This window comes from Rhizobium sp. P1_E1, assembly GCF_056406015.1.
The window spans coordinates 26,983-42,287 of sequence record NZ_JBFUAY010000046.1; the positions used below are offsets into that span (position 1 = coordinate 26,983).

The window sequence follows — 15,305 nt, forward strand, 5'->3', positions numbered from 1 at the left end:
CGCTTCTCTCCAGATCGCAAAAAAGCCGCTCGAAAGAGCGGCTTTCCGTATATCGACGCATGCTGTTGTCTCGCAATCGGTTTCGACTGCGAGACGAATGCATTAACGCGAATAGAATTCGACGACCAGGTGCGGTTCCATGACGACCGGGAACGGAACGTCGCTGAGCGTCGGAACGCGGCCGAAGGTTGCGACCATCTTGTTGTGATCGACTTCGATATAGTCGGGAACGTCGCGCTCTGCGAGGCTGACGGCTTCCAGAACGGTCACCAGCTGCTTCGACTTTTCGCGAACTTCGATGACGTCGCCAGCCTTGCAACGGTAGGAACCGATGTTGACGCGCACACCGTTGACGGTGACGTGGCCATGATTGACGAACTGACGGGCAGCAAAGACCGTCGGAACGAACTTGGCGCGATAGACGATTGCGTCGAGGCGCGACTCCAGCAGGCCGATCAGGTTTTCAGAGGTGTCGCCCTTGCGGCGGTCGGCTTCGGCGAAGATCGCGCGGAACTGCTTCTCGCGCAGGTCACCGTAGTAACCCTTGAGCTTCTGCTTGGCGCGCAGCTGCACACCGAAATCCGAAAGCTTGCCCTTGCGGCGCTGGCCATGCTGGCCCGGGCCGTATTCGCGGCGGTTCACCGGGGACTTCGGACGGCCCCAGATGTTTTCGCCCATACGGCGGTCAATTTTGTACTTGGACGATTCGCGCTTGCTCATCGTATTTCCTTTCAAAGGTTTATGACGGCTTGTTACCAAACCGCACGAAGGAAACACGCCCTCCTCTGATCTCTGCCGAGATCTGACAGGATGTTCCGGTTAGCGAACAGGAACGATCCACGGGACATGTCAAATGAAACACCGGACATTGCTGCCCGGTGCTTGCGGCGGTCTTTAGAGGGCCGTCATGAAAATGTCAACAGCGGCAACCCCCGAAAGCGCCACTATTCCGCCGCCAGCGGCTGGTCGCCCGTGTCGGGGGCGTTGGCGTCGCCCGGCGCCGTCTGGCAGTCCATATCAGGAAAAGCGACGATACGCTTGCCGGAAAAATCGGCGTGCACGACGATGATGCCCTGCTCCTCGAAATAACCAAGCAGGCGGCGGGCGCGGCGGGCGGAATGGGTGCCGTAGGCGCGGGCGATCCGCGCATCCGACGGGCACGGCTCGCCGCAGACGGCGGCCTTGGCGAGCATCAGGAAGACGCCCTGCAGGTCGTCGGTGACACCCGATGACAGCGACAGCGCCGTCGCCCAGGCAACAGTCGCAGCTGTCGTCGCATCGACGCCGGAACGTGAGATCGCCACCCGCCGACGGAAATCCGGCAGCGCGATCGGCGGTCCCGGCACGCGGCGCATGCGCAGCCGCACGAGAAAATCCTGGTAGAGCACCGAATCGGTGCGGAAGGCGGAGGTGGGATCGTCGATTATTTCGGCAAGAACGCCGGCTAGGCGCTCCTCCCGCTCCTCGGCGGAGACTTCCACCTGGCTCGCCCTCGCCTCGGCAGGTGCTGCCGATGCCGCCGGCGTCGAGCGCGAGAGCTCGGCCAGTATGTCGGTCGTCGGCCGCGGCGCCGGCGGGGCGCGGCGCACGGGCGGGCGCTGGAATTCCTCGGGATCGGGCGTGAAGATCAGGTCCTCGACATCCTGAGGCGCATCCGGCAGCGGCATCAGTTTCGGGCTGGAAGAGCGCGCCGAGGTCTCCACGGCGCCGATCTGGATCGGCAGCGGCCGGCGTGACAGCGCCGGTCCGAGAGCGACGAAATTGCCGCGCTTGAGATCGCGGAACATCTCGGCCTGGCGCCGGTCCATGCCGAGCAGGTCGGCAGCGCGCGCCATGTCGATATCGAGAAAGGTGCGGCCCATCAGGAAGTTCGAGGCCTCGGCGGCGACGTTCTTGGCGAGCTTGGCAAGCCGCTGTGTCGCGATTACGCCGGCAAGGCCGCGCTTGCGGCCCCGACACATCAGGTTGGTCATCGCGCCGAGCGACATCTTGCGCGCATCCTCCGAGACATCGCCGCCAACCGACGGCGCAAACATCTGCGCCTCGTCGACCACGACGAGAACCGGATACCAGAATTCGCGATCGGCATCGAACATGCCGTTGAGGAAAGCGGCGGCAGCACGCATCTGATCTTCGAGATCGAGGCCTTCGAGCGTCAGCACGCAGGAAACGCGATGCTGGCGGATGCGGTTGGCAATGCCGGCCAACTCCGCCTCTGTGCGCTCACCGTCGACGACGACGTGGCCAAACCTGTCGCTGAGCGTGACGAAATCACCCTCGGGATCGATGATGACCTGCTGTACCCATTGTGCCGATTGCTCGAGCAGGCGGCGCAACAGATGTGACTTGCCCGATCCGGAATTGCCCTGCACGAGCAGACGGGTCGCCAGCAGCTCCTCGATATCGAGCGTCGCCGGGCTGCCGGACGCCAATCCCATATCGATGCCAACCTGCACGTCCCATTCCCCTTACAAATTCCCGGCCCGTCTGTAGCAGATTCGCAGGCACTGTTGTCGTCAAACCTTCAAGAACCCACAGGGAAACCCAGCCCTATAGCATCGGCTCTGCGCTCTAGGGACATAAGGCTTCACACCGCCTCGCGCTCGATGAGGTCGCCCGCCATGTCCTTCTGCGTCGGAATCAGCAAACGTGTGCAGAGCAGGCTGACGAAAAGCGGTACCAGCAAGACCGCAAGCCCCGCGCGCAAGCCCAGGAGTTCGCCGAGAAAGCCGATAATCGGCGGCCCGATGAGAAAACCGGTCAGGGCTGCGAAGGAGAGCGTCGCAACGCTTGAAGCGGGCGGGCGGTCAGTCAGCGAAGCAACGGCCGTCACCGCAAGCGGAAACCCGACCGAGACACCGACACCAACTGCGGCAAAGCCGAGTAGCGCAAGCGGCGTCGCCGGTGCAAGGAGAACGACGAGCATGCCGGCAAGCGAGGCGATGCCGCAGCCACGGGCAATGGCAATCGCGCCGAAACGGCCTTTCATGTAATCACCGCTGAAGCGCCCCGCCGCAACCATGAAAGCGAAAACCGAATAACCGAGGCCGGTTTGCGCGCCTTCTGCATTCATGACATCGCGGAGGTAGACCGCCGACCAATCGGCCATCGCACCTTCCGTCATCGTCACGCCGAAGACGAAGGCGCAGATCCCGAGCAGAGCGAGACTGGGCAGCTTGAAGCCGGTCATTGCCTGCGAATTCTCCGCATGGTGACTTTCCGGCAATTTCGGCAGGCGCAGGCTGGCAATCAGCGCAGCCGGCAGGATGACGAGCGCCGTGATCAGAATCGACCAGTGCGGCGAAAGCCCGATGGCTATGGCACCAACGCCGATCAGGCTGCCGGCCATGATGCCAAAGCTCCAGAAGCCGTGGCAGCGGCTCATGATGATCAGCCCCGTCGCCTTCTCCGTCACATCGGCCTCGACATTCATGCCGAGTTCCACCGTCGAAAGCGCGACCCCAACGACAATCAAGGCGAAGAATAGAAGCATGGCGCTGGGCGCGAAGGCTGGAAGCGAAACCACGGCAAGAAAGAAGATGAAACCATAGATGATCGCCATGCGCCCGCCGATGCGCGAGACGAGGCGGCCGGCAAACGGCAGGGTGATCAGCGTGCCGATCGGCAATCCCAGAAGTGCGACGGCGAGATCGGCGGTGCCGAGTTCAAGCTTCGCCTGGATATCAGGAATGCGCGGTAACCAGGCGCCAAAGGCTATCGGCTGCAGAAAAAAGATCAGCATGACAAGTCTTTGCAGCGGCACGGCGCATCCCTTTTAAGTCTTGAGCGGTAAACACCCGCCCGCGATTCCCCGCGGAGATCTTGCGCGATGAGATCAGTGAAATAAAGCGTGCAGAGCCTTATCGCGTGCTGAGACCAAAACCCTGCATCAGTCGGCGCGTCGCAAAGTCGGGATTGCCGGATGTAAAGGCGGCAAAGTCGAAATTATCGGGGTGAACGGCATCGGCGATCTGCGGAACGAGTGTGCGCGCCCGCCGGGCAATGGCTTCTGCCGGATCCAGCCAGTCCACCGGCCAAGGCGCCAGTCTGCGGAATAGATTGGCCATGAAGGGATAGTGCGTGCAGGCAAGCACGACGATATCGGTCCTCTGACTGTCCTTCTCGACGAAGCATTGGTGGATTTCGGCAAGCACGGCGTCGTCGGAGACGGCGTCACCGCGTATATAGGCCTCTGCCATGCGCGCAAGGTTCTCCGAGCCGACGAGGCGGACATGGCATTGCTGGGCGAAGGACTGGATGAGATCGCGTGTATAGGCCCGCTTGACCGTACCCGGCGTCGCGAGCACCGAGACCAGGCCGGAGCGCGTGCGCTCCGCCGCCGGCTTGATCGCCGGCACGGTGCCGACGAAGGTCATCTGAGGAAAGGCGGCGCGGAGATCGGCGCCAACCAGCGTGAAGGCGGTGTTGCAGGCGATGATGCAGACCTCGGGATCGTGTTGTTCGAGCAGCCGGCCGAAAAGCCCGATGATCCGTTCCTTCAGCGCCTGCTCCTCCCAGCCGCCATAGGGAAAGCCGGCGTCGTCGGCGACATAGATGAAGCCGCGTTCCGGCATCAGCACGCGCGCTTCGCGCAAGACGGTCAGGCCGCCGATGCCGGAATCGAAGACGAGGACGGGTTTCAGCTCATGCGTCGGCGCTGTCATCTGGCGGTGTTTCCTTGGTCGCGGTCGGGAACCTGCCGCCGCGTGGGCTCTTGCGCGAGAAGCGGTCGAGAGAGGAGATGACGCCGCGCAACACGCTGATTTCCTGCTCCGTGAAGGCCCGGCGGGATAGAACAGCGCGCAGATTGTCGACCATTTTCGGCTTTTTCCCGGCAGGATGGAAATAACCGCGCGCATCGAGCGCCTCTTCCAGCTGATCGAACAGGCCGAACAGCTGGTCCTTGGTCGAAGGCGTCTGCCCCATCGCCTGAAAAGGCACGGCGCCGAGATCCTCCATGCCGGATTTCATCCATTCATAGGACATCAGCAGCACCGCCTGGGCGATGTTCAGCGAGGCAAAGGCCGGATTGACCGGAAAGGTGACGATCTCGTCGGCAAGCGCCACCTCCTCGTTGGTCAGCCCCCAACGCTCACGCCCGAAGAGGATGCCGGTGCCCTCACCGGCGCGGAACCTCGCCCGGAGCGTCTCGGCGGCGATGACGGGAGAGCGCACCGGCTTATAGCCGTCGCGCTCGCGCGCGGTCGTCGCATAGACAAAATTAAGATCGGCGACCGCCTGTTCCAGCGTGTCGTAGACCTTGGTCGCCTCGATGACGTGATCGGCCTTGGAGGCAGTCGCCAGGGCTTTCTCGTTCGGCCAGCCGTCGCGTGGATTGACGAGGCGCAGTTCAGCAAGGCCGAAATTCGCCATGGCGCGCGCCACCATGCCGATATTCTCGCCCATCTGCGGCTCGACCAGGATGATGGCCGGGCCTTCGGCCAGAAGTTGACGCTCGCTGTTCGTGCCTGCCATGGTCCTATCCCTGTTTCGAGCGCGCAATAGCCTCGCCTGCTGCAAACGGCAAGACGTCTGCGTCAGGATAAAGCCTTTCCAGCGCCGAACCGATCATTTCGAGCCCGAGTCTCGCGCCCTCGCGCGACAGCGGCAGGTGCCGGCCTGTTGTCCGCGATGCCTTGCGCTGAATGAGGAAACAGGTCGAGCCGCGCGGCGCTGCATTGTCGATCAGCGCCAGATCCGCCGCGATCAGCGTCTTCAGATTGGCGTCGGCGGCCGGCGCGTCATAACTCTTCGCCAGGATACGCGCCCAATAGGTGCAAGAGAGGAAGATCGCCAGCGTCTGGCGGATCTGGCCTGGGCGCGTCACCACCGACCAGGACGAGCCAAGCGGGCGCGCCGCCACCGTTACGTCGCGGTAGCAGGCATCGATCGTCTGCGACAGCGCCATCAACTCGAAACCGCTTTTGCCCTCGCCGATCCCGGCAAGCAGGTCGCGCAGCGCCTGGAACCAGTGCGCGAGTGCAGTATCGAGCGCGCCGCGCGTGCGCGTGGGGAAAACGACGAAGGCGACCGCCGTTCCGGCCGCCGCCCCGATCATGGTCTCCCCGATGCGCAGCTTCAACAGATCGAGCGTCAGCACGCCGGTCATCCCGTAGACCAGGCAGAGCACGATCGAGATGAAGAAGGTCATCGTCGCATAGGAAACTTGCAGGAAATAGAAGGCGAGGAAGATGCAGATGGCGGCGACCGGAATGGCGATATCAGGCTCGCCCGAAATCATCGTTGCCAGCACGAGGCCGATGGCGATGCCGAATACCGTGCCGAGTGAGCGCGATAGGGCCCTCATCGCCGTATCGCCGCGCGAATTGGTATTGGTGAATACGAGGAAGGAGGCGAGCACCGCCCAGAACCAGCGCTCGCGCGACAGCAGCAGACCGAAACCCATGGCGATCGCCGAGGCGAGCGTGATCTGTAGCGCCAAGCGCAGCAGCGGATTGGCGAACGAAAAGTCGATAGGCTGAGGTTGCGCCGTATCCATGACGGCGTCAATGCCGGAGAAACCGGAGGCCTGCCCCTCGCCGATCGCCTGCGTCAGTTCCTGCCGGGCCTTACCGAGCCAGAGAAGCGCACGCACGGTCTCGCCCTGCGGCTGGTCCTTGATGGTTTCGGCCATTTCCTCATATCTTCCAAGTTCCACCGCATCCGCCTCGATCACGGCATGCACCAGCGCAAAGGGCGGCGGACTCTGGAAGCTCAGCACGATCGCGCTCTCGGCAGCAAGATGCGCATCGAAGAGCCGGATCGCCAGCTCTGCGGCGGGATCAGCGGTGGCATCGAAAACCCCGCCGGGCGGGCGCGGAATAAAGGTCTCCGCCATCAGCACCACTTCCTTCAGCCGGTCTTCCAGCTGGCGCAGCTCCTGCCGGTCGGCTTCGCCGATCTCAGCGCCGCCGGCAAGGGCGGCGAGCTTGAAGAGGACCTGGTTGATCCGGCCGCGCACGCTTTCGAGCGAGCGCAGCAGGTCCCGTCGCCAGTCGTCCGGCAGCAGCACTGCTCTCACCAGATGGCCGACGAGCACCGAGACGACGGGGCCGATCGCCACATCAGGCAGCTCGGCAAGGGAAGGCCGGAAATAAGACCCCATGAAATAAGAGGTGAAGGCGAACATGCCGATCGCAAAACCGCGCGGCCCGAACACGCGGCCCGCCGATGCGAGCGCGATCACCACCAGGAAGACGAGATCGGAGAGAAAACGCTGATCTTCGAGGCCCGCCGCGATGGCGACGACACCAAGGCTTGCGACGCAACCGAAGAGCCGCGTCACCAGCTGGCGCGTATTGCCCTTGTCGCGAACCGCCACCCCGCCCTCGATCGACAGCACGATACCAAGACCGAAGGCGGCCGTCGGCAAAGGCAGAATGAACATCTGGATGGCGAGAAGGACTAAAAACGAGAAAACGATCGTCAGCGTTACACGCGAGGCCATGCGCAGACGCGAAAGCGCCGGATCGTTGGCAAGCAGCCAGTCGCGGAACTGAAAACCGGAAAACAAATGCGAGAGCCCCTCATGCCGCCCAGGGATCAACAGATACCGCCGCAACAGCGGAAATCAAACTGCCCGAGATCGAATCTCGATGCTCTCGAATGTCGCGCGCCTATTGGCCCTTGGCAATCAGCGCCATCGTCGTCTTCAGGGAATCGCGCGCCTGCGTTTCGATATTCTCGGTGACGATATCGTCGATGACGGGCTTGCCGCCTTCCTCGACCACTTCGAAATGAACGGTCGTATAGTCCTTGGCATCGGGCGCATCCGAGCAGGCGGATTTCTTGAAGCGCACCGTCACCTCGGCCACGCCGTCGACCACAGGCGCTGCCGCCATCGTCAGATCCTCCAGCGGGCACGCATCCTGGCCGTTGACGATGACATCGTAGTCGAAGGGCGATATGCCGTCGTCGTCGATGGCGGGAAACTGCGCCGCCGCCTGGTATTTCGCGACGAAATCGCGGCTATAGAGATGCTCTAGCCGGCCCGCATCGAAGATGTCGGTCCAGTCGCTGTTGTTGTCGGCCCAGTTGCTCCTTGTCGCCTCCATGATCTCCTTCACAGGAGCGGTAATGTCGGCGGCATCACCGATGCCGCCGGCGGCGTGGCCGGTGCCTGAAAAGGCCATAAGGCTTGCGATAACAATGGCGATTGTCTTCATGGTCGAATGTCCGGAGCGGCAGATCGCGGCGGACACTAGCTAAATTTCAGCGCTTGGCAATGGCGGCAAAAACGCATTGTCGAACCCCTTGCAGCTTTGCGTTCCCGGTTCACAATGCTATAGCGCTCCGGATCATATCACCCACCCGGGACCCCGTCCCCATTCAAGCTCGAACGAGGCAGATACATGAACAAGATCAAGGTCGCCAATCCCGTCGCCGATCTCGACGGCGATGAAATGACGCGCATCATCTGGCAGCTCATCAAGGATAAGCTGATCCATCCGTATCTTGACCTCGACATCGACTATTTCGACCTCTCCGTCGAAAACCGCGACGCCACCAACGACAAGGTCACCGTCGATGCCGCCAACGCCATCAAGAAGTACGGCGTCGGCATAAAGTGCGCGACGATCACGCCGGATGAAGCTCGCGTCAAGGAATTCAACCTCAAGGAAATGTGGAAGAGCCCGAACGGCACGATCCGCAACATTCTCGGCGGCGTCATCTTCCGCGAGCCGATCATCTGCAAGAACGTGCCGCGCCTGGTTCCCGGCTGGACCAAGCCGATCGTCGTCGGCCGCCACGCCTTCGGCGACCAGTACCGCGCCACCGATTTCAAGTTCCCCGGCAAGGGCAAGCTGACGATCAAGTTCGTCGGCGAGGACGGCACCGTTATCGAGAAGGAAGTCTTCAACGCACCGGGCGCCGGCGTCGCCATGGCCATGTACAACCTCGACGAGTCGATCCGCGAATTCGCTCGCGCCTCTATGATGTACGGCCTGATGCGCAAGTGGCCGGTCTATCTGTCGACCAAGAACACCATCCTCAAGGCCTATGACGGCCGCTTCAAGGATATCTTCGAAGAAGTCTACGAGACCGAATTCAAGGATCAGTTCAAGGAAGCCGGCATCACCTACGAACACCGCCTGATCGACGACATGGTCGCCTCGGCGCTCAAGTGGTCCGGCGGCTACGTCTGGGCCTGCAAGAACTACGACGGCGACGTCCAGTCCGACACCGTCGCCCAAGGCTTCGGCTCGCTCGGCCTGATGACCTCGGTTCTGCTGACGCCCGACGGCAAGACGGTCGAAGCCGAAGCCGCTCACGGCACGGTCACCCGTCACTACCGCCAGCATCAGAAGGGCCAGGAAACCTCGACGAACTCAATCGCCTCGATCTTCGCCTGGACCCGCGGCCTGGCGCACCGCGCCAAGCTCGACGACAATGCCGAGCTCGCCCGCTTCGCCTCGACGCTCGAAAAAGTCTGCGTCGACACTGTCGAATCCGGTTTCATGACCAAGGACCTGGCGCTGCTGATCGGCCCCGACCAGCCGTGGCTCTCGACCACCGCCTTCCTCGACAAGATCGACCAGAACCTGCAGAAGGCCATGGCGTAAGCCCGCCTTTCCAAGATAACATCGAAGCGGCGGGGATTTCCCCGCCGTTTTCATTTTGGGAGAATGAACCGATGACGGTCATCCTGCGGCCGCTTGAAGCCTCGGACCGCGCCGCTTGGGAGCCCCTGTGGGAGGCCTATCAGCGCTTCTACGAAGTGGTCATCCCGCCTGAAACCACGGACCTCACCTGGACTCGCTTCCACGATCCTGAAGAACCGATGCACGCGCTCGGTGCCTTTGACGACGATGGCCGTCTCGTCGGTATCGTCCATGYCATCTTTCACCGTTCCTGCTGGCTGCCGCAATGGACCTGCTATCTGCAGGATCTCTATGTCGATAACAGCCAGCGCGGGCTCGGCACCGGTGCCGCTTTGATCGAGGCCGTCGCCGACCTCGCCCGCGCAAACGGCGCAGGCAGGCTCTATTGGATGACGCACGAAACGAATGCAACGGCGCGGCGGCTCTACGACAGGATCGCTGAGCGCTCGGGTTTTATCCAGTACCGCAAGGCGCTTTAAGGCCTGGGGTTGCACAAAGGCCCGGCCGCACTATTGATTCCGGGGAACGGCAAGGCCGTAGAATAACGGGAACACGAGGAGGATGTCATGACTGAAGAACTGGTATTCTATACGAACCCCATGTCGCGCGGCCGCATCGCGCGCTGGATGCTGGAGGAGATCGGCCAACCCTACCGCACCGAATACCTGACCTTCGGCGAAACCATGAAGGCGCCCGAATATCTCGCAGTCAATCCGATGGGCAAGGTGCCGGCGATCCGCCACGGCGATACTATCGTCACCGAATGCGCGGCGATCTGCGCCTATCTGGCCGAAACCTTTCCTGAGAAGGCGCTGGCGCCGAGGCCGGAGGAGCGCGCCCGCTATTACCGCTGGATGTTCTTTGCCGCCGGTCCTCTCGAATCGGCGGTGACGATGAAGGCTCTCGGCTTCGAAATTCCGAAGGAACGCCTGCGCATGGCCGGCTGCGGCGGTTTCGGAGACGTCATGAACACGCTTGAGAAAGCCGTCTCCGGCTCCACCTACGTCGCTGGCGAGCGCTTTACCGCCGCCGACGTCTATGTCGGCTCCCATATCGGCTGGGGCCTCGGATTCGGCGGCATCGAAAGACGCCAGGCCTTCCTCGACTATGTCGGCCGCATCAGCGAGCGTGAGGCCTACAAGCGGGCCAACGCCCTTGATGACGAAGCCATCAAGACCATGCAGGCCGCCTGAGCGTGGTCTTGAGCATCTTGGGGACGCGGCTGATACGCCGCGACCCATCGACGGCCTCAGACGAGCGGCATGTGAATATCCGTCAGAAGCTCGGTCGGCGGCACCTCGCGCGGATTGTTGAGATACTCCTCGAACATGACCCTGTCCTTCAGCTGCCGGCCGGATTTTGGCAGCCATTCGGCAAACAGCCACTGATAGGACTTGGGCATATTGGCATAGGGGCCCTTGTGGCGCAGCACCGCATAATCGCCGCCCTCGATCTTGCGCCGCTCGAACGGCGCATCGGCCGGCACGTCGGCAGCTCCGGTGACGCAGGCGATCGAGCGCAGCTTTTCCTCCGGCACAAGATCGGGATCGTCGAGATAGACGCCGATCATCCGCATGTCGGGCTTGGCGAGGCCGCGGGCGTAAAGCGTGCCGAACAGCGTCTCGAAGGCCTTGTCGATGTGCATGTAGGAACCGGTATGGGCAACGCCGATCAGCTCGATTGGCGCGATCTCGCGTATGGTAACGTCTAACATGACTTTGGTCTTTCCGTTAGGTGAGGGCTCATAGGCTGTGTGGCTTCCCTCTTTCCGGTAGCGGGCTGGCGGCATGCCGTAGACCGATTTGAAAATACGATTGAAGGATTGGAGATTGGGATAGCCGGATCGCTTCGCAATTTCACTGACGGCAAGTTCCGTGCGGACGATCTCGCCCGCCGCGTGATGCAGCCTGAGCCGCTTGACGGTTGCCGCCAGCGTCTCGCCGTAGATCGCCCGGTAGATCCTGTGCCAGTGATAGCTCGACATGCAGGCGATCTCGGCAAGGCGCTCCATGTCCAGCTCCTCATCCAAGTGGTCGTGAATATAGGCCGAAACCCGTCTCAGACGGTTTTCATAAAGTGCCCATGCCGTTTCGCCATTCATGTCAAAACCTCGTGCAAATCGATCGGCTTGAGAGAACCATAACCCGATTTGACAAATCCTGCGGACTTGAACCTTCGGCGAATCCTGCGTAGACCGGAATTCCGGCTCGAACCCAAAAGGAATGATAGATGCCGGATTTTTCAACATTAATGCTCTTTGCCGCCGCAGCGCTGGTGCTGACAGCCACGCCCGGCCCCGACATGCTGCTGATCGCCTCCCGCAGTATCGGCCAGGGACGCGCTGCCGGTTTCCTGACCTATGCCGGCATCGCGCTCGGCACCTATTGCCACGCCCTTGCCGCAGCATTTGGGCTGTCACAGCTCTTCATGACCGTGCCTGCCGCCTATGAAACAGTGCGCTGGGCCGGCTGTTGCTATCTTCTCTATCTCGCCTACAAGACGGTCCGCTCGGAAGGCGCCGCCTTTCAGCCGGCATCGACGCTGAAGCGGCTGTCTGGCCGGCGTATCTTCTTTGCGGGCCTTGCCACCAATCTGCTCAATCCGAAGATGACGCTCTTCGTCATGGCGCTCTTTCCGCAATTCGTGAATGCGTCGGCCGGATCGCTGACGATGCAGATGCTGATACTTGCAAGCGTCCTGAACGGTATCGGCCTCGTCGTGAATGGCGCCGTGATTTTCCTCGGAAGCACGATCCGTTCGAGACTTCAATCGGCGAGCCGTTTCCCGAGGTTGCCGCAATATATCCTGGCAACGGTCTTCACCGGGCTCGCCTGTCGCCTTGCGTTGCAGCCGCGAAACTGAACATCGAGGGACCACCGTCGTTGAAAACAAAACCGGCTGCGAAATCCGTGATCTCGCAGCCGGTTTGAATTTCAAACTGTTGTCAGGCTGCAGTTCAGCCGGCAAGTGCCACGGCAACCGCCTCGATCGCTTCATCGGCTTTCGATCCGTCGGGGCCGCCGGCCTGCGCCATGTCGGGGCGGCCGCCGCCGCCCTTGCCGCCGAGGGCGGCAGATGCGATGCGGACGAGATCGACGGCGCTGTAGCGCTGCACGAGATCCGGTGTCACCGCCACGACAGCACTTGCCTTGCCGTCGTCGGACACGCCGACGAGAGCAACGACGCCGGAGCCGATGCTGGTCTTGCCGTCATCGGCAAGCCCCTTCAAATCCTTGGGATCGACGCCCGAAATCGCCTTGCCGAGGAACTTGACGCCGGCAACTTCGCGCACGGCATCGACCGAGCCGCCCTGCCCGCCGCCCATAGCGAGTTTGCGCTTGGCGTCAGCCAATTCCTTTTCGAGCTTGCGGCGCTCGTCCATCAGCGCTTCGACACGCGACAGAACTTCGCCCGGCTGCACCTTCAGCGAGGCGGCAAGCGTCTTCACACGCTCGTCCTGTTCGGCCAGATATTCGCGCGCCGATTCGCCGGTGACGGCCTCGATACGGCGAACGCCGGCACCGACGGCGCTTTCACCGAGAACGCGGATCAGGCCGATATGGCCGGTGGCCCCGACATGCGTGCCGCCACAGAGTTCGATCGAATAGGGCTTGCCGGCCTTGGCGCCGCGTACACCCTCGCCCATCGCCACGACCCGGACTTCATCGCCGTATTTCTCGCCGAACAGCGCCATCGCGCCTTCGGCGATCGCATCGTCGACACTCATCAGCCTCGTGGTAACCGGCGAATTCTGCAGCACGATCTCGTTCGCCATGTCTTCGACGATCTTCAGTTCCTCAGCCGACATCGGCTTCGGATGCGAGACGTCGAAACGCAGGCGCTCGGGCGCGACCAGCGAACCCTTCTGCGCCACATGGGTGCCGAGCACTTCGCGCAAAGCCTCGTGCAGCAGGTGGGTCGCAGAGTGGTTGGCGCGCAGCCGCGAACGGCGGGCATGATCGACCGTCAGCACGACCGCATCGCCGTCCTTGACCACGCCGTCGATGACAATACCCTGATGCACGAACAGGCCTTCGCCTCTCTTCTGCGTATCTGAAATCTCGATCTTGGCGTGGTCGGACGAGATCACGCCGGTATCGCCCATCTGGCCGCCGGATTCGCCGTAGAACGGCGTCTGGCTGACGACGATCTGCACCTTGTCGCCGGCCTTGGCCTCGGTCGAAACCGCACCCTCTTTGACGATCGCCTGCACGACGCCTTCAGCCGTTTCGGTGTCGTAGCCCAGGAATTCGGTTGCACCGTGTTTTTCCCTAAGCTCGAACCAGACGGTTTCCGTCGCCTTCTCGCCGGAACCGGCCCAGTGCGAGCGGGCTTCGGCCTTCTGGCGCTGCATCGCATCGGTGAAGCCGGAGATGTCGACACCGATCTCACGGGCACGCAGTGCATCCTGCGTCAGATCGAGCGGGAAGCCGTAGGTGTCGTAGAGCTTGAAGGCGGTCTCACCATCCAGCATATCGCCCTTGGAAAGATCCGTCGTCGCGTCCGACAGAAGCGACAGGCCGCGTTCCAGCGTCTTGCGGAAGCGGTTTTCCTCCAGCTTCAGCGTTTCCGAGATCAGCGCCTCGGCGCGCACCAGTTCCGGATAGGCGCGGCCCATCTGCTGCACCAGCGTCGGCAGCAGCTTGTAGACCAGCGGTTCCTTGGCGCCGAGCAGCTGTGCATGGCGCATGGCACGGCGCATGATGCGGCGCAGCACATAACCGCGGCCCTCATTCGACGGAAGCACGCCGTCGGCGATCAGGAAGGCCGAGGAGCGCAGGTGGTCGGCGATAACGCGGTGGCTGGCGCTGCCTTCCGCCTTGACGCCCATCGTGTCCTCGATGGTGCCGATCAGCGTGCGGAAGAGATCGGTGTCGAACACGCTCTGAACGCCCTGCAGAATGCAGGCCATGCGCTCCAGCCCCATGCCGGTATCGATCGACGGGCGGGGCAGCGGGTTGCGAACGCCGGGTTCGGTCTGCTCGAACTGCATGAAGACGAGGTTCCAGAATTCCAGGAACCGGTCGCCATCTTCCTCCGGTGAGCCCGGAGGGCCGCCCCAAACATTCTCACCCTGGTCGATGAAGATTTCCGAGCACGGGCCGCAGGGGCCGGTATCGCCCATCTGCCAGAAATTGTCAGAGGTCGGGATGCGGATGATCTTGTCGTCGGAAAAGCCGGCGATCTTCTTCCACAGCGTCGCAGCTTCTTCATCCTCGGAATAGACGGTCACCAGCAGGCGGTTTTTCGGAAGGTCGAAGCCTTCGGTGACGAGCTTCCAGGCAAGCTCGATCGCATTCTCCTTGAAATAGTCGCCGAAGGAGAAGTTGCCGAGCATCTCGAAGAAGGTCAGGTGGCGTGCAGTATAGCCGACATTGTCGAGGTCGTTGTGCTTGCCGCCGGCCCGCACGCATTTCTGCGAAGTCGTCGCCGTCGAATAGGGACGCTTTTCGAGGCCGGTGAAGACGTTCTTGAATTGCACCATGCCGGCATTGGTGAACATCAGCGTCGGGTCGTTGCGCGGCACGAGCGGGCTCGACGGAACGATCTCATGGCCGTTCTTCTTGAAATAGTCGAGGAAGGTCGACCGGATATCATTCACACCGCTCATGCTATGCCCTTCAATGCTGCCGGAGGCAGGTAAATTTAAATTCATCGGCTTTTAACGTTCGCCCCCGCCACTGTCCAGCAGACAAACAAAAC

At 62.1% G+C, this 15,305-nt stretch carries 13 protein-coding genes; 4 read left to right on the forward strand and 9 right to left on the reverse strand.

Annotation, left to right across the window (positions count from 1 at the left end; translation table 11 throughout):
- Positions 1-102 precede the first annotated feature (102 nt).
- From rpsD to AC1D1Z_RS17290, 7 genes are all read right to left on the reverse strand, one after another.
- Positions 103-720, reverse strand: coding sequence for a 30S ribosomal protein S4 (rpsD, locus tag AC1D1Z_RS17260; RefSeq protein WP_004676212.1), 618 nt, complete (start codon positions 718-720; stop codon positions 103-105).
- A gap of 224 nt (positions 721-944) precedes the next feature.
- Positions 945-2,456, reverse strand: a complete 1,512-nt coding sequence (locus AC1D1Z_RS17265; protein ID WP_047621287.1) for a helicase HerA domain-containing protein — start codon at positions 2,454-2,456, stop codon at positions 945-947.
- A gap of 131 nt (positions 2,457-2,587) precedes the next feature.
- Positions 2,588-3,763 carry an MFS transporter gene (locus AC1D1Z_RS17270; protein ID WP_028733791.1) on the reverse strand — a complete coding sequence of 392 codons (1,176 nt, stop codon included), beginning with the start codon at positions 3,761-3,763 and terminating at the stop codon, positions 2,588-2,590.
- A gap of 97 nt (positions 3,764-3,860) precedes the next feature.
- Positions 3,861-4,664, reverse strand: a complete 804-nt coding sequence (gene murI, locus AC1D1Z_RS17275; RefSeq protein ID WP_018242211.1) for a glutamate racemase — start codon at positions 4,662-4,664, stop codon at positions 3,861-3,863.
- Positions 4,645-5,475 (reverse strand): RNA methyltransferase, encoded by an 831-nt coding sequence (locus tag AC1D1Z_RS17280; RefSeq protein ID WP_018242212.1) that lies wholly within the window; start codon positions 5,473-5,475, stop codon positions 4,645-4,647. The genes murI and AC1D1Z_RS17280 overlap by 20 nt, the downstream gene beginning before the upstream one ends.
- A gap of 4 nt (positions 5,476-5,479) precedes the next feature.
- Positions 5,480-7,513 carry an FUSC family protein gene (locus tag AC1D1Z_RS17285; protein WP_028733792.1) on the reverse strand — a complete coding sequence of 678 codons (2,034 nt, stop codon included), beginning with the start codon at positions 7,511-7,513 and terminating at the stop codon, positions 5,480-5,482.
- Positions 7,514-7,616: 103 nt separating this feature from the next.
- Positions 7,617-8,165 (reverse strand): hypothetical protein, encoded by a 549-nt coding sequence (locus tag AC1D1Z_RS17290; protein ID WP_130758810.1) that lies wholly within the window; start codon positions 8,163-8,165, stop codon positions 7,617-7,619.
- Between the two features lie 186 nt (positions 8,166-8,351).
- On the opposite strand from AC1D1Z_RS17290, the gene AC1D1Z_RS17295 reads away from it, so the two are divergent.
- The 3 genes from AC1D1Z_RS17295 to AC1D1Z_RS17305 all read left to right on the forward strand — a co-directional run bounded on the left by AC1D1Z_RS17295 (position 8,352) and on the right by AC1D1Z_RS17305 (position 10,795).
- Entirely contained in the window at positions 8,352-9,563 is a 1,212-nt protein-coding gene (locus AC1D1Z_RS17295) for an NADP-dependent isocitrate dehydrogenase (RefSeq protein ID WP_047621290.1), read from the forward strand.
- Between the two features lie 71 nt (positions 9,564-9,634).
- A complete protein-coding gene (locus tag AC1D1Z_RS17300; RefSeq protein WP_477851351.1) occupies positions 9,635-10,081 on the forward strand; it encodes an N-acetyltransferase family protein in 447 nt (148 codons plus the stop codon).
- 87 nt (positions 10,082-10,168) lie between these two features.
- Complete coding sequence (locus tag AC1D1Z_RS17305; RefSeq protein ID WP_115157483.1) at positions 10,169-10,795, forward strand: glutathione S-transferase family protein; 627 nt, start codon at positions 10,169-10,171, stop codon at positions 10,793-10,795.
- A gap of 56 nt (positions 10,796-10,851) precedes the next feature.
- Here AC1D1Z_RS17305 and AC1D1Z_RS17310 read toward each other — a convergent pair whose 3' ends face one another.
- Entirely contained in the window at positions 10,852-11,703 is an 852-nt protein-coding gene (locus AC1D1Z_RS17310) for an AraC family transcriptional regulator (protein ID WP_018445189.1), read from the reverse strand.
- A 128-nt stretch (positions 11,704-11,831) separates the two neighbouring features.
- On the opposite strand from AC1D1Z_RS17310, the gene AC1D1Z_RS17315 reads away from it, so the two are divergent.
- A complete protein-coding gene (locus tag AC1D1Z_RS17315; protein ID WP_032994238.1) occupies positions 11,832-12,464 on the forward strand; it encodes a LysE family translocator in 633 nt (210 codons plus the stop codon).
- 94 nt (positions 12,465-12,558) lie between these two features.
- On the opposite strand, the gene alaS is transcribed toward AC1D1Z_RS17315, so the two are convergent.
- A complete protein-coding gene (gene alaS / locus AC1D1Z_RS17320; RefSeq protein WP_130758811.1) occupies positions 12,559-15,213 on the reverse strand; it encodes an alanine--tRNA ligase in 2,655 nt (884 codons plus the stop codon).
- Positions 15,214-15,305: the final 92 nt, after the last annotated feature.

Excerpts from the sequence above, each read along its gene's own strand:
- rpsD (WP_004676212.1), bottom strand. The coding sequence starts at position 720 with ATGAGCAAGCGCGAATCGTCCAAGTACAAAATTGACCGCCGTATGGGC.
- murI (WP_018242211.1), bottom strand. The coding sequence starts at position 4,664 with ATGACAGCGCCGACGCATGAGCTGAAACCCGTCCTCGTCTTCGATTCC.
- AC1D1Z_RS17280 (WP_018242212.1), bottom strand. The coding sequence starts at position 5,475 with ATGGCAGGCACGAACAGCGAGCGTCAACTTCTGGCCGAAGGCCCGGCC.
- AC1D1Z_RS17290 (WP_130758810.1), bottom strand. The coding sequence starts at position 8,165 with ATGAAGACAATCGCCATTGTTATCGCAAGCCTTATGGCCTTTTCAGGC.
- AC1D1Z_RS17295 (WP_047621290.1), top strand. The coding sequence starts at position 8,352 with ATGAACAAGATCAAGGTCGCCAATCCCGTCGCCGATCTCGACGGCGAT.
- AC1D1Z_RS17305 (WP_115157483.1), top strand. The coding sequence starts at position 10,169 with ATGACTGAAGAACTGGTATTCTATACGAACCCCATGTCGCGCGGCCGC.
- AC1D1Z_RS17310 (WP_018445189.1), bottom strand. The coding sequence starts at position 11,703 with ATGAATGGCGAAACGGCATGGGCACTTTATGAAAACCGTCTGAGACGG.
- AC1D1Z_RS17315 (WP_032994238.1), top strand. The coding sequence starts at position 11,832 with ATGCCGGATTTTTCAACATTAATGCTCTTTGCCGCCGCAGCGCTGGTG.
- alaS (WP_130758811.1), bottom strand. The coding sequence starts at position 15,213 with ATGAGCGGTGTGAATGATATCCGGTCGACCTTCCTCGACTATTTCAAG.